Origin of the sequence: Streptomyces sp. NPDC094034, from assembly GCF_040303865.1 — a bacterium.
Lineage (GTDB): Bacteria > Actinomycetota > Actinomycetes > Streptomycetales > Streptomycetaceae > Streptomyces.
Map to the genome: position 1 here is coordinate 43,708 of NZ_JBEOUD010000019.1, position 23,100 is coordinate 66,807.

At 72.2% G+C, this 23,100-nt stretch carries 18 protein-coding genes; 10 read left to right on the top strand and 8 right to left on the bottom strand.

All coding sequences use genetic code 11. The features are described from left to right. Positions 1-180: 180 nt before the first annotated feature. Complete coding sequence (locus ABTZ59_RS18675; RefSeq protein ID WP_351401203.1) at positions 181-1,164, bottom strand: ArsR/SmtB family transcription factor; 984 nt, start codon at positions 1,162-1,164, stop codon at positions 181-183. Between the two features lie 344 nt (positions 1,165-1,508). On the opposite strand from ABTZ59_RS18675, the gene ABTZ59_RS18680 reads away from it, so the two are divergent. After that, entirely contained in the window at positions 1,509-1,910 is a 402-nt protein-coding gene (locus ABTZ59_RS18680; protein ID WP_351401214.1) for a cold-shock protein, read from the top strand. A 162-nt stretch (positions 1,911-2,072) separates the two neighbouring features. Here the strand turns inward: ABTZ59_RS18680 and ABTZ59_RS18685 are convergent, their stop codons facing one another. Beyond that, positions 2,073-2,870, bottom strand: coding sequence for a GumC domain-containing protein (locus ABTZ59_RS18685; RefSeq protein ID WP_351401224.1), 798 nt, complete (start codon positions 2,868-2,870; stop codon positions 2,073-2,075). Then, on the bottom strand, positions 2,867-3,835 hold the full coding sequence (locus tag ABTZ59_RS18690) for an ABC transporter ATP-binding protein (protein ID WP_351401237.1): 969 nt from the start codon (positions 3,833-3,835) through the stop codon (positions 2,867-2,869). Before ABTZ59_RS18690 ends, ABTZ59_RS18685 begins: the two co-directional genes overlap by 4 nt. Before the next feature lie 111 nt (positions 3,836-3,946). Between ABTZ59_RS18690 and ABTZ59_RS18695 the strand changes: the two genes are divergently transcribed. The 6 genes from ABTZ59_RS18695 to ABTZ59_RS18720 all read left to right on the top strand — a co-directional run bounded on the left by ABTZ59_RS18695 (position 3,947) and on the right by ABTZ59_RS18720 (position 11,523). Continuing rightward, complete coding sequence (locus ABTZ59_RS18695; RefSeq protein ID WP_351401279.1) at positions 3,947-4,357, top strand: GntR family transcriptional regulator; 411 nt, start codon at positions 3,947-3,949, stop codon at positions 4,355-4,357. A gap of 139 nt (positions 4,358-4,496) precedes the next feature. Next, a complete protein-coding gene (locus ABTZ59_RS18700; RefSeq protein WP_351402396.1) occupies positions 4,497-5,669 on the top strand; it encodes a DUF1648 domain-containing protein in 1,173 nt (390 codons plus the stop codon). Between the two features lie 33 nt (positions 5,670-5,702). Next, complete coding sequence (locus ABTZ59_RS18705; protein ID WP_351401300.1) at positions 5,703-6,323, top strand: YigZ family protein; 621 nt, start codon at positions 5,703-5,705, stop codon at positions 6,321-6,323. A 36-nt stretch (positions 6,324-6,359) separates the two neighbouring features. Next, entirely contained in the window at positions 6,360-7,526 is a 1,167-nt protein-coding gene (locus ABTZ59_RS18710; RefSeq protein WP_351401309.1) for an exonuclease SbcCD subunit D, read from the top strand. Further along, complete coding sequence (locus ABTZ59_RS18715) at positions 7,523-10,600, top strand: AAA family ATPase (protein ID WP_351401318.1); 3,078 nt, start codon at positions 7,523-7,525, stop codon at positions 10,598-10,600. Before ABTZ59_RS18710 ends, ABTZ59_RS18715 begins: the two co-directional genes overlap by 4 nt. A 71-nt stretch (positions 10,601-10,671) precedes the next feature. Further along, positions 10,672-11,523: an SDR family oxidoreductase gene (locus ABTZ59_RS18720; protein ID WP_351401329.1), complete on the top strand. Its 852-nt coding sequence runs from the start codon at positions 10,672-10,674 to the stop codon at positions 11,521-11,523. Between the two features lie 112 nt (positions 11,524-11,635). On the opposite strand, the gene ABTZ59_RS18725 is transcribed toward ABTZ59_RS18720, so the two are convergent. The 4 genes from ABTZ59_RS18725 to pdxR form a co-directional block, all read right to left on the bottom strand. Next, the gene (locus ABTZ59_RS18725) at positions 11,636-13,318 is read right to left on the bottom strand and encodes a DUF885 domain-containing protein (RefSeq protein ID WP_351401340.1); all 1,683 of its coding nucleotides are present in this window, start codon (positions 13,316-13,318) and stop codon (positions 11,636-11,638) included. Between the two features lie 462 nt (positions 13,319-13,780). Further along, a complete protein-coding gene (locus tag ABTZ59_RS18730; RefSeq protein ID WP_351401359.1) occupies positions 13,781-15,190 on the bottom strand; it encodes a GNAT family N-acetyltransferase in 1,410 nt (469 codons plus the stop codon). 229 nt (positions 15,191-15,419) lie between these two features. Next, positions 15,420-17,045: an alkaline phosphatase D family protein gene (locus ABTZ59_RS18735; protein ID WP_351401373.1), complete on the bottom strand. Its 1,626-nt coding sequence runs from the start codon at positions 17,043-17,045 to the stop codon at positions 15,420-15,422. 100 nt (positions 17,046-17,145) lie between these two features. Beyond that, positions 17,146-18,675: a MocR-like pyridoxine biosynthesis transcription factor PdxR gene (pdxR, locus tag ABTZ59_RS18740; RefSeq protein WP_351401390.1), complete on the bottom strand. Its 1,530-nt coding sequence runs from the start codon at positions 18,673-18,675 to the stop codon at positions 17,146-17,148. Positions 18,676-18,722: 47 nt separating this feature from the next. Between pdxR and ABTZ59_RS18745 the strand changes: the two genes are divergently transcribed. From ABTZ59_RS18745 to ABTZ59_RS18755, 3 genes are all read left to right on the top strand, one after another. Further along, on the top strand, positions 18,723-19,643 hold the full coding sequence (locus tag ABTZ59_RS18745) for a DMT family transporter (protein ID WP_351401406.1): 921 nt from the start codon (positions 18,723-18,725) through the stop codon (positions 19,641-19,643). A gap of 68 nt (positions 19,644-19,711) precedes the next feature. Next, positions 19,712-20,608 carry an RNA polymerase sigma factor SigJ gene (gene sigJ, locus ABTZ59_RS18750; RefSeq protein ID WP_351401419.1) on the top strand — a complete coding sequence of 299 codons (897 nt, stop codon included), beginning with the start codon at positions 19,712-19,714 and terminating at the stop codon, positions 20,606-20,608. Between the two features lie 256 nt (positions 20,609-20,864). Then, positions 20,865-21,629, top strand: coding sequence for a GntR family transcriptional regulator (locus ABTZ59_RS18755; protein ID WP_351401439.1), 765 nt, complete (start codon positions 20,865-20,867; stop codon positions 21,627-21,629). A gap of 220 nt (positions 21,630-21,849) precedes the next feature. On the opposite strand, the gene ABTZ59_RS18760 is transcribed toward ABTZ59_RS18755, so the two are convergent. Beyond that, positions 21,850-23,007 (bottom strand): ROK family transcriptional regulator, encoded by a 1,158-nt coding sequence (locus ABTZ59_RS18760; RefSeq protein ID WP_351401455.1) that lies wholly within the window; start codon positions 23,005-23,007, stop codon positions 21,850-21,852. Positions 23,008-23,100: the final 93 nt, after the last annotated feature.

Below are 23,100 nucleotides of genomic sequence, written 5' to 3' on the forward strand. Positions count from 1 at the left end.
GTGCGGTCAGTTGACGTACCGCCGCGTGCGCGACTGCTGGCGATTCTCGCGGGAATGATTCCGCGCACAACGATATGACGGGTAAGCAGTTCCGTATTCACTGCCGCGATATGAAAATCTCATGCTCGGCCGGGTGTTCAACGGCCGCTGAAACATGGGGAGATGGCGGACGAATCGATCCTACTGGCGTGCCGTCCTGGGCCGCGGTGGCTCATTCACGGAGCCCGGACGCGTACCGGGACGGGCCGTGGAGGGGGCCTTGCGCAGCCGGCCACCCAGCAACGCCATTCCGAGCGGCGTGACCGAGTGGAGAGCGCTGTTGCGTACCCGCCGAGTGGTGATCAGGCCGGACTCCCGCAATACGGAGGCGTGTTGGCTCGCACTGCCGGGGGAGACGCCGAGCCGCGCGGCGAGCTGGCTGGTGGTGCAGGTGTTGGTCAGCGCGCGCAGGGCGGCGGCGCGGGTCTGACCGACAAGTGCGCTGAGCGCCTGTCCGCCGGTGACCTCCGGGGCGTCCGGGACCGCGAACAGACCGGAGACATCCGACGGCATGGAGAAGACCAACGCGGGCTGATCGCTGTCCCGTTCGGCGGCGATGACCCGGCCGACCAGCCCGGGCAGGAACGCCGACGGGTTGAGCAGCAGGCCCTGGCCCCTGAGATGGACGTCAAGTTCCAGCCCGTCGTGTATCTCAAGGACCGGTGGGTTCCAGACAATCCGGGGGTGCAGTGTGCCGAGCAACTGCTCGACCCCGCCCGTCATGGCGATGCGTCCGTGCGTGTCGCACTCGCTGTCGAGCCGTTCCAGAACCCGGTCCCAGTACGGGGCGACACCGGCCCGCCACATGTCCACGGCCAGCCGGGTCGCGTCCGTACGGGTCAGGGAGAGCGCGGCGAGCGACGAGGTGTCCGCGTCCGGCGAGGAGTCGAGCAGGAACAACAGATCGTCCGGTGCCTTGAGGGCCCTGAGCAGTGGGACGAGCGGCCGGTTGAGGGAGGAGGCCTCGCGCAGTCGGCCGAGTGCGTCGGCTCGCCATCGCGCGTAGTCGGGGTTGCGGGACTGGGTGAGCACACCGAGCGCGAAGACCCCCTCGGCGACCGGGCCGAGTGTGCTCTGCACCCGGGTTCGAGCGAGATCTGCCGCGGTGAAGTGGATCCTCTGCATGTAACGCCCCCGTAAGCAAGTGGTGAATCCGTGGCGTCGGCAGTGCGGCCGACCATACGCTCGCCGATGTGCGGTGCCAGGCGTCGCGAGCCCGCCGGAATCGGCGGACAGGGCCCACGGCCTGTCCCGCCGGACAGGCCTTGGCGGCCCTGGCGGGAGGAACCGGGACCCACAATCGACGTTGCCATGGGCTGAGCTGCGCAGACAGTGTCCGCGTCCTCGAACCGTCATGGCCGATTCACTGTCCGGATCATGAATTCCTCAGGGGTGGCGCCGCGGCGCACGGCGTACGATCCTGGTCGAGCTGTATCAGGGCTGGTTGTGGTGGTCGCGGAGGTGTGGTTGTGCTGAAAACGGGGAAGATCCAGCGGTTCGACGAGACGCGTGGGTATGGATTCATCAACCCGGACGAGGGTGGTGAGGACGTGTTCATGCACGCGAACGATCTGCTGGACGAGAAGTACCTCTACCAGGCGGGCAGAGACGTCGAGTTCTTTGTCGAAATGGGGGAGAAGGGCCCGAAGGCGTCGGAGATCCGTCTGATCCACCAGCCTTCGCGACACCGTCTCGAACATCTCGGAGGTGATGTCGGGGTGGCCGAGAACGAGCCAGGCGCCGGCGGGTTCCGGAGCGAGCTCACCGATGTACTCCTCGACGCCGACGGAACTCTGACCGCCGATCAGATCAAGCGGATCCGTACCCGGATCATCGAGCTGGCCCGTGCGCACGGCTGGATCGGCGACTGACCGGTGCGCGGAGCCCCGCGCGGGGACGCGTGGGGAAACGGGCGAGTGGAGCATGAGCAACGCGGGTGCCCCGGCATGCGGTCCGGGGCACCCGCCCTTTGCGTGTACGGGCGATCGCCGGGGAAGGGAGTCCGGCATCGCTCCGTACCCGCGGCCCGGCGGTCAGACCACGTCCCGTCGCAGGGGTACCAGTACGGCGACGGCCGCCGCGACGAGAGCGTAACCCGCCAGCAGCACTCCGCCGCCCACCGGGGACAGCAATGACACCGGACTCGTGGCCAATTCGTCCGCCAGGACATCAGCGAGATAGGTGAAACCGGTGAGCGAGGCCGTGGCGCCACCCGGCAGCAGCGGGTAGAGCAGATTGACCCCGGGGATCATCATCAGGATCAGCTCGCCCAGGTGGAGATAGCCGATGACCACCGTGAGAGCCACCAGGTGGTTGCGGATCAGCGCGCCCATCGCCACACCGAGCAGCGTGTGGACGGCCATCGTCAGCGCCAGCCTGAGCAGTAGCTCGATCACCGTGCCGGTGGCCGTCCCGGGGGTGACCCCACGGGCGGCGAGCGCTCCGAAGAACCCCACGCCCGCGCCGGCGGTCTGCACCAGCCCGTACACCAGACCGGCCGCTCCGAAGGTGACCAGCTTGGCGATGAGCACCTGTCGGCGCCGCGGTGCGAAGAGGAAGGTGAAGGTGACCGTACGGTGCCTGTACTCCGACGTCATGGCCACCGTGCCCAGCGCCGCCGGGACGAAGACCGTGAAGCCCAGCGTCCCGAGGACCGACAGGACACCCTCCTGTGTCTCCAGGCCCGGCATGGGCGGCGAGAAGTTCTCCGGTCCGACGGCGGTCAGCGACCCGACCATGCCGCCGCCCAGGACGACGGCGGTCAGCAGCGACCACAGCCACAACCGCGTGGCGAGCAGCCGGCGGAACTCCGCCTCGATCAACGCGTTCATCGGGCTTCCCCCTCGCTGTCCGCGGTCAGTTCGAAGAACAACCGCTCCAGGCTCGTGTCCTCGGTGCGCAGTTCATGCACCCGCAGCCCCGCGGCCGACGCCAGATCGGCGATCTGCGCGGTCGCGAGCCCCTGTACCCGCAGCGCGCCGTCGTGCCCCGTCTCGACGTTCCGCGCGGCCGCCGGCCCCTGCGGTGTGCCCCGTAACAGCACCTTTCTGAGCGCCTTGGCGTCGGGGGAGCGGACCAGTACGGTCGAGGGGCTGAGCCGCTCCATCTCCCGCAGCGGCCCCGCCGCGACCAGCCTGCCGTGCCGGATCATCACGACGTCGTCCACGATCTGCTGAACCTCGCTGAGCACATGGCTCGACACCAGTACGGTGCGCCCCTCGTCGGCGAGTTCGCGCAGGAAACGACGGAGCCACGCGATGCCCTCGGGGTCGAGGCCATTGCTCGGCTCGTCGAGCAGCAGTACCCGGGGATCGCCCAGCAGCGCGGTCGCGAGACCGAGCCGCTGCTTCATTCCGGTGGAGAAGGTGCGGGTCCTGCGGTGCGCGGCGTGCGCGAGGCCGAGCCGGTCCAGTAACTCCTCGACACGGCCCGCCGGATGGCCGCCCATGGTGCGGTAGATCCGCAGATGGTCCCGCGCCGAGTGCTGGGGGTGGAAGGCCGAGGCGTCGAGCACCGCCCCGACGACCTCGGAGGGCCGGCGCAGTTCCCCGTACCGCTTGCCGCCGATCGTGGCGGTGCCCCCGGTCGGGGTGACCAGGCCCAGGATCATGCGCATGGTCGTGGTCTTGCCGGCTCCGTTGGGTCCGAGGAAGCCGGTGATGGCACCCGGCTCCACGCAGAAGCTGAGCCTGTCCACCGCGGCGACCGGCCCGAACCGCTTGGTCAGGCCCGTCACTTCGATCCGGTGGCTCGGGTGATTCGTCGGTTCCGTGCCTGACGTCCGCGTCTGTGCCATGGGATCCATCCCTCCCTCTGGGATCCGGTGGTGGGACCCGGTGCTGGGCCCCGGCGCCCCGCCCCGCCGTGGTATCTGTTCTAGTAGTTGTACATCAGATAGACTGGGCTTGTGCGACTGGTTCTCGATCTCGACAGTGAGGCCCCGATCTATCAGCAGATCCGGGACCGGGTGGTGGAAGCCATCGCGGACGGCTCCCTGGCGCCCGGTGCGTCCCTGCCCTCCACCAGACAGCTCGCCGTCGACCTGGCGATCAACTTCCACACCGTGAACAAGGCGTACGACCTGCTTCGGCGCGAGGGCGTCATCCGCGTCAACCGCAAGAGCGGAGCGGTGGTCCACCCGGATGTGCGGACGGCGACGGCGGAACTGCGGGTGGGGGCCGACTGGGAGCGGCGGCTGCGCACGCTCCTGGCCGAAGCGGTGGTGCGAGGCAGTACCGAGGAGGAGGTCGACGCGTATGTACGGGCGACCCTGGAGGGGTTCGCCCAGCGGAACGAGGGGGGCGGTGGAGAGCGGTGAACAAGCCCTGGCGGCTACGCCCGTGCCCCGGCGTGCCGCACCGGCGTGCCCCGCGCGCTCCGCGCGCTCCGGCGCCTCGGGGCCGTACCTCGCCCGGCCGTGCCCCGTCGCTCACAAGAGATTGGATCGGGTGAACACCATGCTGGTCAACCTGCTCGTCAATGCCGGAATTTTGCTGCCTCTGGGGGCCACCCTCTACGCCGCGCCGAGCCCGCTGCTCAACCCCCACGCGGTGCCCTTCGGCGTACGGGTACCGCCCGACAGGGCGGACGCCCCCGAGGTGAGCGGACAACGCCGCCGCTACCGCGCCCTGTTGCTGCCCGCCACCCTCGTTGTCACCGTGGCCGCCCTCGTCATCGGCGCCGTGCTCGACAGCGTCGCGGTCGGCGGCGTCGCGGCGCTCGTGCTCTGTGCGATCGCCGCCGCGCTGTGGCTGAGCGCGCATCGCGCCCTCGCCCGCGCGAAGGAGCGGGGCGACTGGTACAAGCACGTACGGCAGGGCGTGGCGACGGACACTTCCCTGCGCACCGATCCCGTACGGCTGCCATGGGCATGGACGATTCCCTCGCTCGTGGTGATCGTCGTGACCGCCGTCGCCGGTGCGATCGCCTATCCGCGGCTGCCCGCGACGATGGCGCTGCCGGAACGTACGTCGAGCGGCACCGAGTACCGCGAGATCACGACCACCTTCTGGACCGTGTTCAGCCCGGTCTTCGCCCAGATCCTGCTGACCGCCGTGGTCATCGGGACACTCGTCGCCGTCCTGCGCGCCCGCGCGGACCTGGATGTCTCGCGGCCTCTGAGCAGCGCCGCCCGGCACCGCCGCCACCTCGGTCTGACGGGGCGCTGTCTGCTGGGCATCGCCGCGCTCCTGAACCTCATGCTGCTCGGGCTGTCCGGGATGATGTGGAGCGACAACCGCTCCGGCGCGGTGCTGTCCCTGGTCATCGGCGTGCCGCTGCTCGCGGCCGTCGCCGCGTGCGTGCCGCTCCTGCGCAACGGATCCGGCGGCAGCCGGCCGGCGTCGGAAGCCTCGGGCGGCGCCGACAGCGCGGACAGCGCGGAAGGCTCGGACGGCGCGGGTGGTCGCGACGGCGGTGACGAGGGGACCGGGCTCGTGCCGCGCGACGACGACCGCCACTGGTACGGCGCCGGCACTGTCTACGTCAACGTCGACGATCCCGCCGTCCTGGTGCCCCGGCGCGTGGGGATGGGCTGGACCGTCAATCTGGGCAATCCCCGGTTCCTGATCATCTCCGCGGCGGTGCTCGCGATCGCCGCGGGGGCGACGGTCGTGACCGCCACCGTGTGATCGGCCCGGTCGGGCCCCGCATAGGGTGGGGGGATGCAGGAGCAGTACCGGACCGTCGCCCGCGCGGGCGTCCACGAGACCGAGATCAACCGGTCGCGCTTCATCTGCGCGCTGGCGCCCGTGGCGACGGAGGAGGAGGCGCGGGAGTTCGTCGCGCGGATCCGCGAGGAGCACCCGACGGCCTCGCACAACTGTTTCGCGTATGTGATCGGCGCCGACGCCTCCGTGCAGAAGGCCGGCGACGACGGTGAGCCGGGCGGTACGGCGGGCGCGCCGATGCTCCAGATGCTGACGCGACGTGAGGTGCGCTACACCGCCGCGGTCGTGACCCGCTACTACGGCGGGGTCAAGCTCGGCGCGGGCGGTCTGATCAGGGCGTACGGGGGAGTGGTCGGCGAGGCCCTGGATGTCGTCGGGACCCTCACCCGGCAGCGCTTCCGACTGGCGACCGTCACCGTCGACCACCAGCGCGCGGGCCGGCTGGAGAACGATCTGCGGGCGACCGGGCGTGCGGTGCGGGACGTACGGTACGCCGAGGCGGTCACGATCGAGATCGGCCTGCCGGACTCGGAGGTACCGGCGTTCCGGGCATGGTTGGCCGATACGACGGCGGGAACCGCCGTGCTGGAGCTGGGCGGAGAGGCCTTTGCCTGATATGCCCTGTGTCTTCCGCCCCCTGGAGGGCCGGTCTTGAGGATTCTGCACACGTCCGACTGGCATCTCGGGCGGTCGTTCCACCGTGTGAGCATGCTCGACGCCCAAGCCACCTTCCTCGACCATCTCGTGGCCACGGCCCGGGACCGCGCGGTGGACGCCGTCGTCGTCGCGGGCGATGTCTACGACCGGGCCGTACCCCCGCTCAGCGCGGTGGAGTTGTTCGACCGGGCCCTGCACCGACTCGCCGACGCCGGCGTACCGACCGTGATGATCTCCGGGAACCATGACTCGGCCCGTCGGCTCGGCGTCCTCGCGGGTCTGGTCGAGCGCGCGGGGATCCATCTGCGAACCGACCCGGCCGGCTGCGCCACCCCCGTCCTGCTGAAGGACACGCACGGCGAGGTGGCCTTCTACGGACTGCCCTACCTCGAACCGGCCCTGGTACGAGACGAGTTCAAGGTCGCCAAGGCCCATCACGAGACGGTGCTCGGCGCCGCCATGGAACGGGTACGAGCCGATCTCGCGGGACGCGACGCGGGCACCCGCTCCGTCGTCCTCGCGCACGCGTTCGTCGCGGGCGGCGCGCCCAGCGACAGTGAACGGGACATCACCGTGGGCGGTGTGGCGGCCGTGCCCAGCGGAATCTTCGACGGCGTCGACTATGTCGCCCTGGGACATCTGCACGGCGCCCAGACCGTCACCGAACGCGTCCGTTACGCGGGCTCGCCGCTCGCGTACTCCTTCTCGGAGACCACGCACCGCAAGACGATGTGGCTGGTCGAGCTGGGGCCGCGGGGCGAGATCGAGGCGGAGCGGATCGACTGTCCGGTACCACGCGCCCTGGCGCGGATCCGGGGCACGCTCGACGAACTGCTCGACGACCCCCGATTCGCCCGCCACGAGTCGTCCTGGGTCGAGGCGACCCTGACCGATCCGGCACGCCCCGCCGAGCCCATGGCCCGGCTCGCCGAGCGCTTCCCGTACACGCTCAGCCTTGTCTTCGACCCGGAGCGGGGCGACGACGACCCGCTCTCCTCCTACGCGCAGCGCCTCGCGGGCCGTACCGACCAGCAGATCGCGGAGGACTTCATCGCGCACGTACGGGGCGGATCGGGGCCCGACGAGTCCGAACGCGGGGTGCTGCGCGCCGCGTTCGAGGACGTACGGGTCGACGCGACGGTACGCGAGGAGACCCCGTGAGGCTGCACCGGCTGACCATCACCGCCTTCGGGCCCTTCGCCACCACCGAGGAGGTGGACTTCGACGCGCTCTGCGCCGCCGGGCTCTTTCTGCTGCACGGCCCGACCGGCGCCGGGAAGACCTCGGTACTCGACGCGGTCTGCTACGCGCTGTACGGCGCCGTGCCGGGCGCCCGCCAGAGCCCCGGGGCCACACTCCGCAGTGATCACGCACCCGTCGGGACCCCCACCGAGATCGGCCTCGATCTGACCGTGGGCGGTCGGCGGCTGGAGATCGTCCGACGGCCCGCGCAGCTCCGCCCGAAGAAGCGGACGAAGGGATTCACCACCGAGAAGGCGCAGAGCCGGCTGCGGGAGTACGACGCCGAGGGCGGTACATGGCGCGCGTTGAGCCGCTCCCACCAGGAGATCGGCGAGGAGATCGGCCAACTGCTCGGGATGAGCAGGGATCAGTTCTGCCAGGTGGTGCTGTTGCCACAGGGCGACTTCGCCCGCTTCCTGCGCGCGGACGCGGAGGCGCGCGGGAAGCTTCTCGGCAAGCTCTTCGACACCCGCAGATTCGCCGCGGTCGAGGAACGCCTCGCCGAGCTTCGGCGCGCCGCCGAGCACCGGGTACGCGCGGGTGACGACCGGCTTCTCGCCGTCGCGCAGCGCCTCGCCCAGGAGGCGGGGGACCGTACGGCGTCCTCGTCAGGCAACCGTACGGCGTCCTCCTCCGGCAACCCTCCGGCGTTCCCCTCGGCCGACCCGGCGACGCCGCCGCCGCCCGAACTCCGGCCGGGCGACGCGGGGTTCGCCCCGGCCGTCCTGGAGTGGGCGGCGCTCGTCCGCACCGGCGCCCATGAGTGGTCCGACATCACGGAATCCGCCCTGTCGGGCGCCGAGAGCCGCGCCATGGCCGCCCGGCGCTCGCTGGACGCCGAGCGGGAACTGGCCGCACTACAGGAGCGGTTCGACCAGACCCGCCGCCGCGCCGAGGCGCTGGAGGAACAACGCTCCGAACACGATCGGGTACGGGCCCGGCTGGAGCGTTCCCACCAGGCGGAGCTGGTCGCGTCGGCGCTCGCACTGCGCGCCGACGCGGAACAGGCGCACCGCGCCGCCACCGCCGAGTACGCACACGCCCGCACGCTGCTGCCCACCGGTCTCATGGACGCCGGAGCGGAACAACTCGCCGCGCTGGAAGGGCAGGTGCGCCAAGAGCTGGGCGCGCTCGACGCCGCCCGGCGCGCCGAGCACCGCGACACCGAGATCACGGCCGAGCGCGCCGATCTGGACCGGCAGGCCCGGGCCGACGACGAGGTCCTTCAGGAAGCGGCCGGCTGGCTGGCCGGGTGGGAGCACCGACGCTGCGTCCTCCAGGACCGTGTCGAGGCCGCGCAGGAGGCGGCGACCCACGCCGAACAGCTCGCCGGACAGCTCGAACCCGCGCGCCTGCGGCTCGACGCGGCCCGGCGGCGCGACACCCTCGAAGCGGCGGCCTCGGAGGCCGGGCGGCTACTCAACTCGGCCCGGGAGCACACCAATACGGCGCATGAGCACTGGCTCGACCTGCGCGGCCGACGGCTGGCCGGCATGGCCGCCGAACTGGCCGCCCGGCTCGTCGACGGCGAACCCTGCGCGGTCTGCGGCTCCGCCGCGCACCCCGGCCCCGCGTCGGCCGCCGACGGCCAGGTCGACCCCGCCGCGGAGGACGCCGCGCTGGCGGCGTACCGGCGCGCCGACGAGGCTCGCGGGCGCGTTGAGCGCGAACACACGGCGATACGGGAACGACACATGGCGGCCCGCGCGGCGGCCGGTGAGTCGACCGTCGCCGAACTCGCCACGCTCACCGAGCGGCTGGACCGGGAACACACCGACGCCCGCCGTGTCGCCGCCGGCACACACGCGGCCCGCGAGGCCCTGGGCCGCGCCGAGCGTGAGTACGAGGACCGGCTCACCACGCAGCGCGAGGCCGAACGCCGCGTGGCCGCCCGTACGTCGAGGCGCGACGCGCTGGAACGCGAACAGAGCGCGCTGCGAGCCGAGTTGAGCCACGCCCGGGGAGCCGCGGACAGCGTCGCCGAACGCGCCGCGCAACTGGTGGACCGGGCCGGCCGGCTCGCCGGGGCCGCCGAGGCGGTACGCGCCGTCGAGACCACCGCGCTCCGGCTCAAGGAGGCCGACGGCCGGGTGGCCGGCGCTGCCTTCCGAGCCGGGTTCGACACCCCGGAGGCCGCCGCGGACGCCCTGCTCACCGACACCGACCGGCGGACGCTCCAGCACCGGCTCGACGACTGGCGGGCCGAGGCCGCCGCGGTCGCCGACCGGCTCGCGGAACCGGAGACCCGGGCCGCCGCGGATCACCCGCCCGCCAGGACCGAGGCCGCCGAAGCCGCCCACAACGCCGCCGAACGCGCCCTGCGCGACGCGTCGTCCGCGGCCACCACCGCCCGGGGCCGCCTCGCCGAGCTGGGCAGGCTCTCCCGGCTGGCCGAGGCCGAGGTACGCGCACTCGGCCCGGTGCGCGCGGAGCACGACAGGGTGGCCCGCCTCGCCGGTCTCACCGCGGGCACCTCCACCGACAACGAACGCAGGATGCGCCTGGAGTCCTACGTGCTGGCCGCCCGCCTCGAACAGGTCGCGGCGGCGGCCACCGTACGGCTCCACCGCATGTCCTCCGGCCGCTACGCACTGGTCCACTCCGACGCCAGAACGGGCGGCCAGCGGCGCTCCGGCCTCGGGCTCCAGGTCATCGACGCCTGGACCGGCAACGCGCGCGACACCTCGACACTCTCCGGCGGCGAGACCTTCTTCGCGTCCCTCGCCCTCGCACTCGGCCTCGCGGACATCGTCACCGACGAGGCGGGCGGCGTACGGCTGGACACCCTCTTCATCGACGAGGGCTTCGGCAGTCTGGACGATCAGACACTGGACGAGGTTCTGGACGTCCTGGACTCGCTCAGGGAGCGCGACCGGAGCGTCGGCATCGTCAGCCATGTCGCCGATCTGCGCCGCCGTGTCCCCACCCAACTGGAGATCGTCAAGGAGCGCCACGGCTCGGCGATCCGACAGGGGACCCAGGTATCTCCCTGACGTCTCCCCGAGGTCCCCTGAGGAGAAAACCGTGTGGACAACCACCGCCACGCACACCATGATCGTCCCCCATGCCCGCACTTGAGCCCCCCGCCCCCGAAGCACTCCGCCGCGACCCGCTGCCGCTGCGTGGCCGTACCGCGCTGGTCACCGGAGCCAGCCGGCGCGGCGGCATCGGATACGCGGTCGCCCGGCGCCTCGTCGCGTACGGGGCGAGCGTGTATCTCCATCACCATGTGCCGCACGACGCAGGTCAGCCCTGGGGCGCCGATCCGGACGGTCCCGAAGGTGTCGCCGCCGCCGTACGGGAGGCGCGCGCGGATCCGGGGGCGCGGGTGGTCCACGGGCCCGCCGATCTGTCCGGTGCCGAGGCGCCCGCCGCGCTGATCGCCACCGCCGCGGAAGCGCTCGGCGGTCGGCTCGACATCCTGGTCGCCAATCACGCGCTCAGCGGCCACGACGGCCCGCTCGACACCATCGACGCGGCGATGCTCGACGCCCACTGGGCGATCGACACCCGGTCGGTGATCCTGCTCATCCAGGCCTACGCCCGGCGGCGCGCGACGCTGCCCGGCCGGGCGCCCGGCGGCCGGGTCATGATGATGACGTCCGGTCAGGACATCGCGGGCGGGATGCCGGGGGAGATCGCGTACGGTCTGGCCAAGGGCGCCCTCGCCTCCGCGACCCGGTCGCTGGCCACCTCGCTCGCGGAACAGCTGGTGACGGTCAACACGGTCAACCCCGGGCCCGTCGACACGGGTTACCTGACCGGGGCGGCGTACGAGGAGATCGCGGCGCTGTTCCCGGCCGGGCGCTGGGGGATGCCCGACGACCCGGCCCGGCTGATCGCCTGGCTGGCCACCGACGAGGCCGAGTGGATCACCGGTCAGGTCATCGACTCCGAGGGCGGTCTCCGCCGCTGACCGCGAGCCGCGGCCGCCGGCCGGCGGTGGCCGGGCTCATGCCTCTCGGCCGAGCCCGGCCACCCCGTGGCGACACGCGGCCACCCCGCCGCCACCCCGTGGCAGCTCGGGGTCAGAGCTTCGACAGCTCGTCCACCAGATCGTCGAGACCCAGCGAGCCCTGCGACAGCGCCGCCATGTGCCACGCCTTCGCGTCGAACGCGTCGCCGTGCGCCCGGCGGGCGTTCTCCCTGCCGAGCAGCCAGGCACGCTCGCCCAGCTTGTAGCCGATCGCCTGGGCGGGCATCGACAGATAGCGGATCAGCTCGCTCTCCACGAAGTCCGCGGGACGGCCACTGTGGTTCCCGAAGAACTCCTGCGCCAGCTCGGGGGTCCAGCGCTCGCCCGGGTGGAACGGCGAGTCCGCCGGGATCTCCAGCTCCAGATGCATACCGATGTCCACGATCACCCGGCAGGCGCGCATCATCTGCGCGTCCAGGTAACCGAGCCTGCGCTCCGCGTCCGGCAGGAAGCCCAGCTCGTCCATGAGCCGCTCCGCGTAGAGCGCCCAGCCCTCCGCGTTGGCGCTGACCTGGCCGACCGAGGCCTGGTAGCGCGAGAGCTGATCGGCGACATGGGTCCACTGCGCGATCTGGAGATGATGGCCGGGAACGCCCTCGTGGTACCAGGTCGACACCAGGTCGTACACCGGGAAGCGCGTCTCGCCCATGGTCGGCAGCCAGGTGCGGCCGGGGCGGGAGAAGTCCTCGGAGGGACCGGTGTAGTACGGGGCCGCCGCGCCGCCAGGCGGAGCGATCCGGGACTCCACGCGCCGTACCCGCTCGGCGAGTTCGAAGTGGGTGCCGTCGAGCGCGTCGATCGCCTCGTCCATCAGCTCCTGGAGCCAGACCCTGACCTCTTCGACCCCCTCGATGTGCTTCCCGTGCTCGTCGAGATGGGCGAGCGCTTCCCAGGGGTCCGCGCCCGGCAGGATCTTCTCGGCCTCGGTCGTCATCTCGGCGCGCAGCCGGTGGTACTCGGACCAGCCGTAGGCGTACGCCTCGTCCAGATCCAGATCGGTGCCGTTGAAGTACCGCGACCAGCGGGCGTAGCGCTCCCGGCCCACGGTGTCCGGGGAACCCTCGACGGCGGGCGCGTACACCTCGCGCATCCAGTCCCGCAGCTCGGCGAGGGAAGCGGTGGCGGTGCGCGCGGCGGCGTCCAGTTCGGTACGGAGGCCGTCGGGACCGGCGGAGACGAACTCCTCGAACCAGCCGCGCTCCTCGCCCACCCACTCCGTCAGCTGGCCGATGAAGGTCGCGGTGGCCCGGGGACCGCCCGGCAGCTTGCGCTCCAGGCCCAGGGCGAGCGACTCGCGGTACCCGGCCAGCGCGGCGGGCACGGCCCGCAGCCGCTCGGCGATCGCCGACCAGTCCTCGTCCGTCTCCGCCGGGGTCAGCGGGAACGCGTCACGGAGATGGTGCACGGGCGAGTGGATGTTGCTGACCAGTCGCAGTCCCTCCTCGGCGTCATGGACGGCGAGCTCGGCCGTCAGACGCTCACGCAGCAGCCGGCCGCAGCGCCGCTCGGCATCGCTGTCCGCGCCCGGCAGCGTTTCGGCCACTTCGAGCCGGGCGAGGGTCGCCCGGCCGAGATCGGCGACGGCCTGCTGTCCGGCCGGGGAGAAGTCGGGCAGGCGACGGGAGCTCTCCGCGACGCCCAGATAGGTTCCGGTGATCGGATCGAGTTCGATGAGTGCGTCGACGTAGGCGTCGGCGACCTGGCGGGGCAGCGCGCTGCCGGAGGTGTCTGACATGCGGACATCCTCTCCGAGGGAGAACTTCCGCGTCACATCCCCGTGTCCGGCGGATCGGTGGGAATGGCTGATGACGGCGACATCGGGGGACCGCGACTCGCCGGAGACCAACCCCGTCCCGGCACCGGCGACTCAGGGCGTGTCCGGTGGCGCGGCATGGCCCGGACAGTCGTCCGGGCCGGTGCGGCGGATCGGCGCCCATGCCGGGGAACAGCGCCAGGGAACAGCGCCTGAGCCACGGAAAGGTCCGGATCCGCTCCATGAACGGGCCGATCGGCCATGGGCCGTGCGCTCAGGACAGCGGGGAGAGCCGGGCCACCGCGGCCCGGCCGATTTTGGCCGGATCACGACGTGGCCGACGCCTCGGACCCGCCTCGGACCCGCGCCGGACCCGCCTCGGACCCGCGCCGCCCGGGCAGCTGATCCGGGCAGCCATCCGGGCAGCTGACCCGGGCCGGGCGGTCAGCGGTCGGCCTGCTCGTGGCCGAACCTCTGCGCGTCGCCGTACGGAGGCAGCCCCCGCGCGGCCGTCGGCTCCAGCCGGGCCGTGATGACCAGCGTTCCTTCGTCGATCTGGTAGTCCAGCGGCAGACCGAGATCCCGCATGGTCGCCACCATGCCCGTGTTGGACGCCTGCGTGACGGCGTACACACTGTCGCACCGCGCCTCGACGGCGAGCGCCACGAGCCTGCCCAGCAGCTCGGATCCGATGCCCCGCCGCTGCCAGGCGTCCTCCACGATCAGCGCCACCTCGGTCTCGTCGCCGTCCCAGAGCAGATGACCGAGGGCGACGAGCCGGCCGGACTCCGTCTCGACCGCGAGCGTACGCCCGAAGCGCGGGCTGAGCAGATGGCTCAGATAGCGGTCGGCGTCCCCGACCGGGCCGTGGTAGCGCAGGCCCAGGGTGCGGTCGGAGCAGCGGGCGTGCATGGCGAGCGCGGCGTCGAGATCGCCGCGGTCGGCGCGGCGGACGGTGATCTCCTCGCCCTCGGGCAGGGTGAGGACGTCCTGGCCCCGGGGGATACGGGGGCCGAGCCTGGCGTCCAGCTCGACCAGCGCGCGGGCCCGTGCGAACTCGGTCGGGGTGAAGGGCAGATAGGGGCGCTCGACGATGATGCTGCCGCCGTGCGGGTCGTGCAGTCGCATCTCCGTTCCGTCCAGTACCCCTTCGACGGGCGCGCTCTCACCGGCGGAGCGGTCGGCGAGGGAACCGGCGGGCCGCGAGCGGATCGTGCAGCGGCCGAGCAACTGACGTAGCGAGAGCGGCAGTTCGGCGGCGTCCAGCGCGGTACGAGTGGCGAGACCGAGCACCCGGGTCGGGGTGTCCACCAGATCGTGCGCGTCGGCGCGCTCGATCCAGGTACCGCTGCCGCCCGCGGCAGCGATCTCGCGGGTGAGGTCCGTGGCCTGGAGGGTGGACGGGGCGCGCAGCAGGAACTCGTCCACGGTGCCCTCGGCCAGCGGATGGGTCTGGAGGGTGAGGATGTCGACATGGTGCGCGGCGAACGCGGCGCACAGCGCGGCGAGACTCCCCGGCTCGTCCCGCACGGTGGTCCGCGTCCGCCAGAGGGTCGTCTCCACCGGCTCGGCCGGGGCGGTGCTCTCCCGCGCGTCCGGCGCCGACGGGGCCGGGATCCCCGGCGGCGGAGGGGCATGACCGTGCCTTCGTGCCCACCATGTGTGGAACATGGCCGTGGCGATCAGCGCCACGGCGGAGGCGACCAGCAGGAACGCGCCGTCGGGTCCATGGGCGATCATGTTCGCGAGGGCGTCGGCGACCGCCACGGCGGTGAACAGGGCGGCCAGCTCAACAAGATCCCGCCGCCAGTGGTGCGGGCGGCGGACACTCTTCGCAGACGTCACATTGGTCATGACCTCACTCTGACGGAATGGTGTTGCGTGATCACGAACGGTTTGTGACTGATGGGTTAAGTATGGATCTGTTCCCTTTTGGCCTATCTTCGGTCAACTTTGGCGTGGAGTGATCGCTTCAGTGGTGCCATGTGGCCGGCGGCTGAGCAGTCCGTCCGCCCCGCGCGTGCTCCGGGGCGGACGGAAAGAAGCGTGTGCCGGGAAACCCGGCGGACGGAGCGACCGGCTCCTACTGGCCGACCTTCCCCGGCTGGAGCACCTTCGTGAACAGCACCGTGCCGCCCTCTTCCCGCAGCCGGACCGTCAGCTCACCGCTGGCGCCGTCGATGTCCACCTCGCCGAAGAGCGGCGGGACCTCCATCGGGGAGAGGTTCGAACCCTGCGGCGCCTTGACGAAGGCACGGTCGGGGCCGAACGTGTCGTCCAGCTTGCTGGCCGGGAACTGGCCGGCGGCGATGGGACCCGAGACGAACTCCCAGAAGGGCGCGAAGTCCTTGAAGGCGGCCCGCTCCGGCGTGTAGTGCTGCGCCGAGGTGTGGTGGACGTCCGCCGTCAGCCACAGCGTGCCGGTGATCCGCTGGTGCTTGATGTACCGCAGCAGCTCGGCGATCTGGAGCTCCCGGCCGAGCGGGGCGCCGGGGTCGCCCTGGGCGATCGCCTCGATGTTCGCCGAGCCGTCCGGCACGACCAGTCCGATCGGCATGTCGGCGGCGATCACCTTCCACACCGCGCGTGACCGCGACAGCTCGCGCTTGAGCCACGCCAGCTGTTCCGCGCCGAGGATGCCGTTGGTGTCGTCGGTCTGCCGCCCCGGCGAGTTGGCGTTGCGGTACGTCCGCATGTCCAGTACGAACACATCGAGCAGCGGACCGTGGTTCACCACGCGGTGGACGCGCCGGTCCTGCCCGCGGGCCGGCCCCGAGATCGGGAAGTACTCGTGGAACGCCTGCGTCGCGCGGGTGGCCAGCACGTCCACGCTCTTCTCGGTGTAGCGGACATCGTCCAGGATCTGGCCCGGGTACCAGTTGTTGCGCACCTCGTGGTCGTCCCACTGAGTGATCGAGGGAACCTCGGAGTTGAAGTGTCGTACGTTCTCGTCGAGCAGGTTGTAGCGGAAGTTCCCCCGGTACTCGTCCAGCGTCTCCGCGACCTTCGCCTTCTCCGGAGTGGTGATATTGCGCCAGACACGGCCGTCGGGCAGCGTGACACTCGGCAGGATCGGGCCGTCCGCGTAGACCGTGTCGCCGCTGCACAGGAAGAAGTCGGGGTTGAGCCGGCGCATCTCGTCGTACACCGTGAAGCCGCCGATGTCCGGGTTGATGCCCCAGCCCTGTCCCGCGATGTCGCCCGACCACAGGAACCGCACGCCCTGACGGCGCCTCACGGGCGCGGTACGGAACGTGCCGTACACCGGCTCGCCGGTACGGCGGGGGTCGTGGGGGTCGGCCAGGGTCACCCGGTAGTGCACCTGCTCACCGGCCGGCAGGCCGCGCAGCGGGACCGTACCGGTGAAGTCGCTGCCGGGGCCGAGCAGCGGACCGTGCCAGGAGCGGGCGCGGCGGAACGATTCGGTGGCCGAGGTCTCCACGATCATGCGGGCGGGCCGGTCGGACCGTACCCACACCAGTCCGGACGAGGAGGTGACATCGCCGGCCTGCACGCCCCAGGCGGCGCGCGGCCGACCGGACAGCGCCTGGGCGGGGGCGGCGCCCGCGAGCGCGGCGCCGGGCAGCGCCAGCACGGCGGAGGCGGCGAGCGAGCCGCGCAGCACACCGCGCCGGCCGGGACCTCTCGGGGCGTCCGGGGACGGAGCGGATGACGGGTCGGGGGAGGTGTTGCGGGCGTTCTGCGACATCGATGCGTCTCCTGGACAGATGGTGCGTCGGGGTGTCATGCCATGCCTAATGCCCGGCGGCGGCCGGTGCGCGAACCCCGGGTGAACAACCGGCCGCGCCCTACCCGTCCCTGACGGCCTCGGCCAGCAGCCGCACGCCCCGCTCGATCCCGCCCGGCGTCAACTGCGCGTATCCGATGACCAGTCGTACCAGGCCGTCCGCCGGCCGCGCCGTCCCGTGGTCCGCCAGCGGACGCAGCGCGATCCCCGCCTCCTCCGCCCGCCGCAGGAACCGCGGCTCGGGGCCGTGGCGCGCGGGCAGCCGGGCGATGACATGGAGCCCCGCCGCGATCCCGCTGACCTCCGTCCCGGGGAAGTGCGTGGCGAGGGCCGCGACCAGCGTGTCCCGTCGCTCCCGGTAGACGCGCTGACAGCGGCGCAACTGACGGTCGTAGCCGCCCCGTTCGATGAACTCCGCCAGCACCGCCTGGTCGAGCGAGGGATGGCCCAGATCCATGGTGCGCTTGCGCTCGACGAGCGCGTCCAGCAGCTCGCGCGGGGCCAGCAGCCAGCCGAGCCGCAGTCCTGGCGCCAGCGATTTGCTCACCGAGCCCGTATAGACCACGTGTTCGGGATCCAGCCCCTGGAGCGCGCCGACCGGCGCCCTGTCGTACCGGAAGTCGCCGTCGTAGTCGTCCTCCAGGACGAAACCGTCCACGGACCGCGCCCACTCAAGGAGTTCCGTGCGGCGACGCGGTGAGTACGCGATCCCCGAAGGGAATTGGTGGGACGGCGTCGTCACCACGGCACGCACCCCCGAACGGACCAGCGGACCCGGAGCCAGCCCCTCCGTGTCCAGCGGCAGGGGGACGGTCCCCAGCCCGGACGAGGCGAACAGCGAGGCGTGTTCCGGACTGCCGGGATCCTCCATGCCGACGGTACGCAGCCCGCGCCCGTGCAGGACGAATCCGAGCAGCGTCGTCGCCTGGGCCACCCCGGAACAGACCAGCAGCCGCTCGGGATCGGCCGCCACACCGCGCCGCCGGGCCAGCAGCGCGGCCAGCGCGGTACGCAGCGCCGGCAGCCCGCGCGGGTCGGGATAGCCCAGCGCGTGGTGCGGCAGTCGCGCCAGTACGGACGCGTGCGCCGCCGCCCAGGCCGCGCGCGGGAAGAGGGACAGATCCGGGGTGCCGGGCCGGAGATCGGCCCGCGCCCCCGGTGGCCGCGGGGCGAGATCACGGACCTCGGGCGCGGCAGCACGTACCGCGTCGCTCACCCAGGTACCCGCGCCGCGTCCGCTGCGCAGATAGCCCTCGGCCGTGAGCTGCTCGTACGCCTCCGTGACCAGCCCGCGCGACACCCCCAGATCGGTGGCCAGCTCACGGCTCGCGGGCAGCCGGGTCCCGGCGCCGAGCCGCCCGGACCGTACGGCCTCGCGCAGCGCGGACTGGAGCGCGCGGCCCCGGCCCCGGGCGGGTGCGGCGGCGGCCGTCGTCAGCAGTTCCCACGCCGGGGTCCCGCCGTCCCCCGGGGGCCCGGCCGAGGAGCCGGACGCGGCGGAGGCCGGTGGATCGGCCGATGAATCGGTCGGCGGACCGCTCGATGGATTGGTCGACGGACCGGTCGGTGGATTGGTCCCCGATGGCGCCATGGAAATGGACCTTAAACCGGACCGCGCGGCTCCCTAGCGTCGGCCCCATGAAAGCGAACTCCGTCCAAGGGGCGCTCCTCGCCGCCCTCGCCTGCGTCCTCGTCGGCGCCTCCTTCACCGCCAACAGCCTCCTCGGCGCCTACCCGTACGCGGGCGGCCAGGCCCTTCGCTACGGGATCGCCTGCCTGCTGCTCCTGCCCCTGGTCGGCCGGGGCGGCGCGGCCACCCTCCGCTCGCTGACCCGTCGTCAGTGGGGGCGACTCGCGGCGCTCGCGGCGATCGGCATGGTCGGGTTCAACGTCGCGATCCTCGCGGCGGAACGCACCGCGGAGCCCGCCGTCCCGGGAGTCTTCGTCGGGTGCGCGCCGGTCGTGGTCGCCGTACTCATCCCACTGACGGCCCGCCGCCGCCCGGCCCGCCCGGCGGTGATCGGAGCGCTGCTGGTGGCGGCCGGCGCCTTCGCCGTCCAGGGATGGGGCCGTACGGACGCGGCCGGCATCGTCTGGTCGGTGGGCGCGCTCCTCGGTGAGGTCGGCTTCGCGGTCATCGCCGTACCGGTACTGCGACCGCTCGGCCCCCGGCTGCTGTCCGCCACGGTCTGCGGGATCGCGGCCGTCGAGTCCCTGATCATCGGACTCGTCCTCGACGGCGCCGCCGTACTGCGGGCCCCGACCGGCCAGGAGGCCGCGGCGCTGCTCTGGCAGGCCGTGGTGGTGACCGTCGTCGGCTTCGTCTGCTGGTACATGGGCATGCAGCGCATCGGCGCCGAACGCGCCACCCTCTTCTCCGGGTTGATCCCGGTCTCGGCCGCGCTCACCGCGCCCCTGGTGGGAACGGGGACGTACGGCGCGGCGCAGGCGGCCGGGAGTCTGCTGGTGGGCGCGGGGGTGGCCGGCGGCTCGGGAGTCCTGGCGAAGCGGCGGCCGTCCACGACCCCTGCCCGGGACGGTGAACCGGCGCCCCGTTAGTCCCCGGCCAGGGCGCGCGGGCCGAATCGCCTGGACAGCCGGTGCACCCATCGGCTGGGATGGGAAATGTGGCGACCGATACCGCGAGCACCGACGAATTCGAAGCGCACCGGCCCGTACTGACCGGGGTCGCCTACCGCATGCTCGGCGCGGTCGCCGACGCCGAGGACGTGGTGCAGGAGGCATGGCTGCGCTGGAGCGCCGCCGAGCGCGCGGACATCCGCGAGCCGCGCGCCTATCTCGTACGGATCACCACACGCCTCGCCATCGACCGGCTCCGGCAGGCGAAGGCGCGGCGCGAGTCCTACGTCGGCCCCTGGCTGCCCGAACCGATCGTCACCGACTTCGGACCCGCGCTCCCCGACACGGCCGAGCGCGCGGTGCTCGCCGACTCGGTGTCCTTCGCCGTGCTGGTCGTCCTCGAATCCCTCTCGCCGCTGGAGCGCGCGGTGTTCGTGCTGCGCGAGGCGTTCGGCTTCCCCTTCGGCGAGATCGCCGTCACCCTGGAGCGCAGCGAGGCCGCCGTCAGACAACTGGCCGGCCGGGCCCGGCGCCATGTCGCGGAACGCAGGCCGCGGTACGACGTCGATCCGGCCGAACGCCGCGCTCTCACCGAGCGGTTCCTCGCCGCCGCGGGCGGCGGCGACATCGACGCGATGCTCACCCTGCTCGCGCCCGGCGTACGGCTGGTCGGCGACAGCGGCGGCAAGACCAAGGCGCCCCTGCGGATCATCGAGGGTGCCGACAAGGTGGGCCGGTTCATGCTCGCCGTCGCGGAGGGAGGGGCGAGGTTCGAGCTGCGGGCGATGGAGTTCAACGGCGCCCCCGCGGTGCTCGTCCTCGACGGCGGAGTACCCGATCTCGTCCTCCAGCTGGAGATCAGGGACGGCAAGGTGGAGTGCGTCTACATCGTGCGGAATCCGGACAAGCTCAGTGGAGCCGCCTCGGAGCGCCCCTCCGCGTAAGCCCTGCTCGCCGCTTCCGGCGACGCCCCGCACCGGCTCCGATCCGGACGACCGCTCCCGTGTCACGCGCGCCTCACCAGCGTACGAACGTACAGTGAACACCCTGAGTCGGAGAGTGACTTCTCTCCGTGACCGACGGAGGATTGGTCTTGACCAAGAGGATGGCCCGTCCTATCGTCACTATTTAGTGCAGGAACCTTTAATAAACAAGGGCACGGAAAACCCGCCGGAGAGACGGCGATTGCGGAGGATCAGGGTGGGGACCACGCAGCTGGAAGCACTGCCGGAGCCTAAGTACTGGCACCTCAAGACCGTGCTCGGCGAAGCGCTCGACTCCGACTTCGCGGTGGGGGAGGTCCTGCCCAACGAGCGTGATCTGGCCGCCCGTTTCGGAGTCGCTCGCGCCACGCTCAGGCAGGCGCTCGAACAGCTTGAGCTGGAAGGCCGGCTCCAGCGCCGCCGCGGGGTCGGCACGACCGTCGCCCCGCCGCGCGTGGGTGTCGACGTCTCCACCACCCAGCACGAATGGCCGGGCACCGTACAGGACGCCTGGCAGCCCGTCGACTGTGCCATGGCGCCCGCGCCCACCGCGGTGGCCCGGCTGCTGGAGACGGACGCCGACGAAGAGGTCCACACCGTCCGCAGGGTCCGCTCCACCCATGGTCAGGCCGTCGCGGCGGAACTGCTCTACGTACCCGCCGCGTCGGTGCCCGAGCTGTCGGCCATCGAGTCGCCCGAGGGGCCCGTGCGCGCCCGCGCCGTCCTGCGTGAGCTCCAGCGCCTCGGCCTCGACGGCCAGGACCGCGCCGTGGAGCTGGGCTCCGCGCGCGCGGACGACGCCAGGGAGCTGGACCGGCTGCCCGGCGCGCCCGTCCTCGTCGTCACGACGCGCTATGTCGTGGCGGGCCGTCACGCCGCCGTATCGGTGGCCACGTACCGCGCCGACACCTGCCGGCTCACGTTCGGGGACTCCGGCGACCTGGTGATCAGCGAGGAGCCGCAGGAGCGCCGCGCGTCCTAGGTCCTGTCCGGACAGGACCTAGGGCCTTTCGTTCGGATCTTGCCGGGCTCGCGTGCCCTGGCACCGCGCCTCGCCGCGTTGTCGTCGGTCGCCTACGCTCCGCGTGGGCTCCCTCCTCCGCCTTGCGATCCACGGCACCAGACCCCGCTCCCTGATCCGGCCTGATCCAAACGAAAGACCCTAAGCCCGTTCACGCCCTCCGGTTCGCGCGGCCCGTCGCTCAGCGGCGGGCCGTCACCGTCCCCTCCACCGCGAACAGTTCCTCCTCGACATGGTCGAGTGCCAGCCGCAGCGCGCCCGTGGCCACCGCCGCCTCGCCGAGCAGTGAGAGCGTCACCCGCGGCGGGCGCAGACAGAAGCGGGAGAGCTCGTCGCGCAGCGGGTCCAGTACACCGTCGAGCCCGGCGGCCCAGCCGCCGATCACCACCAGCTCCGGATCCAGCGCCAGGACCAGCGCCGCCACATCGTGCACCAGCCGCTCGATGAACCGCTCGACCGCCTCCTGAGCCCGGACGTCCCCGCCCTTGGCATCGGCGAAGACTTTCGCCACCGCCTGCTCGTCCAGCGGATGCAGCGGCTCGTCCGTCGTCGACAGCAGCGTCTCGGGACTCGCGCCGCGTCCCAGCAGATGCAACGCCCCGATCTCGCCGGCCGCGCCGCCGAAGCCGCGGTGCAGCCGCCCGCCGATCAGGGCGCCCGCCCCGGGGCTGAGCCCGGCCAGTACGAAGACGATGTCGTCGGAGTCGATGGCCGCGCCCTTCCACTGCTCGGCCACGGCCGCCGTGTTGGCGTCGTTCTCCACCAGCACCGGACAGCGGAACGAGCGCCGCAGCCGCTCGCCGAGCGGCAGCCCGGTCCACTGCGGCAGCGCGGTGCCCAGCCGTACGGTCCCGTCGGCCTCCACGATGCCGGGGCTGCCGACCCCGACCGCCCGCAGCGAACCGCGTGACACCCCCGTGCGGCGCAGCACATCGGCGACGACCAGCCGTACGCGTTCGAGGCGCTCGTCCGCGTCGGCCGTCGCCGAGACCACCCGTGAGCCGGCGCCGATGATCCGGCCGTCCAGCCCGGAGATCAGCGCGGCCGCGCGGTGCGGCCCGATCTCGATGCCCAGCAGATAACCGGCCTCGGCCCGGAACCGGAACCGGCGCGCCGGGCGGCCCTGCTTACGGGTCCCGCCCTCCACCGGCGCCGACTCCACGACCAGGCCCGTATCGATCAGCCCTTCCACCACGCCCTCGACCGTCGGCCGGGACAGCCCCGTGATCCGGGTCAGATCCGTCAGTGTGAGATCACCGGAGTCCCGCAAAGAGTGCAGCACCACCGCGGAGTTGATCCGCCGCAGGAGCGAAGGGTCTCCACCGGTCAGCCGCCCCACGGTGTGTCCTCCAAGCTCGTGCGCGTGTAGGCGGATGCTACTCGGTGCCCGCCGGTGCTGCGAGTGGTTCGTCCCACCCGGGCGTTGACACGT

What these genes read in the sequence shown, in the direction of transcription:
- ABTZ59_RS18675 (WP_351401203.1), bottom strand. Translation starts at nt 1,164, where the DNA reads ATGCAGAGGATCCACTTCACCGCGGCAGATCTCGCTCGAACCCGGGTG.
- ABTZ59_RS18685 (WP_351401224.1), bottom strand. Translation starts at nt 2,870, where the DNA reads ATGAACGCGTTGATCGAGGCGGAGTTCCGCCGGCTGCTCGCCACGCGG.
- ABTZ59_RS18690 (WP_351401237.1), bottom strand. Translation starts at nt 3,835, where the DNA reads ATGGCACAGACGCGGACGTCAGGCACGGAACCGACGAATCACCCGAGC.
- ABTZ59_RS18700 (WP_351402396.1), top strand. Translation starts at nt 4,497, where the DNA reads ATGCTGGTCAACCTGCTCGTCAATGCCGGAATTTTGCTGCCTCTGGGG.
- ABTZ59_RS18705 (WP_351401300.1), top strand. Translation starts at nt 5,703, where the DNA reads ATGCAGGAGCAGTACCGGACCGTCGCCCGCGCGGGCGTCCACGAGACC.
- ABTZ59_RS18720 (WP_351401329.1), top strand. Translation starts at nt 10,672, where the DNA reads ATGCCCGCACTTGAGCCCCCCGCCCCCGAAGCACTCCGCCGCGACCCG.
- ABTZ59_RS18725 (WP_351401340.1), bottom strand. Translation starts at nt 13,318, where the DNA reads ATGTCAGACACCTCCGGCAGCGCGCTGCCCCGCCAGGTCGCCGACGCC.
- ABTZ59_RS18730 (WP_351401359.1), bottom strand. Translation starts at nt 15,190, where the DNA reads ATGACCAATGTGACGTCTGCGAAGAGTGTCCGCCGCCCGCACCACTGG.
- ABTZ59_RS18735 (WP_351401373.1), bottom strand. Translation starts at nt 17,045, where the DNA reads ATGTCGCAGAACGCCCGCAACACCTCCCCCGACCCGTCATCCGCTCCG.
- pdxR (WP_351401390.1), bottom strand. Translation starts at nt 18,675, where the DNA reads ATGGCGCCATCGGGGACCAATCCACCGACCGGTCCGTCGACCAATCCA.
- ABTZ59_RS18745 (WP_351401406.1), top strand. Translation starts at nt 18,723, where the DNA reads ATGAAAGCGAACTCCGTCCAAGGGGCGCTCCTCGCCGCCCTCGCCTGC.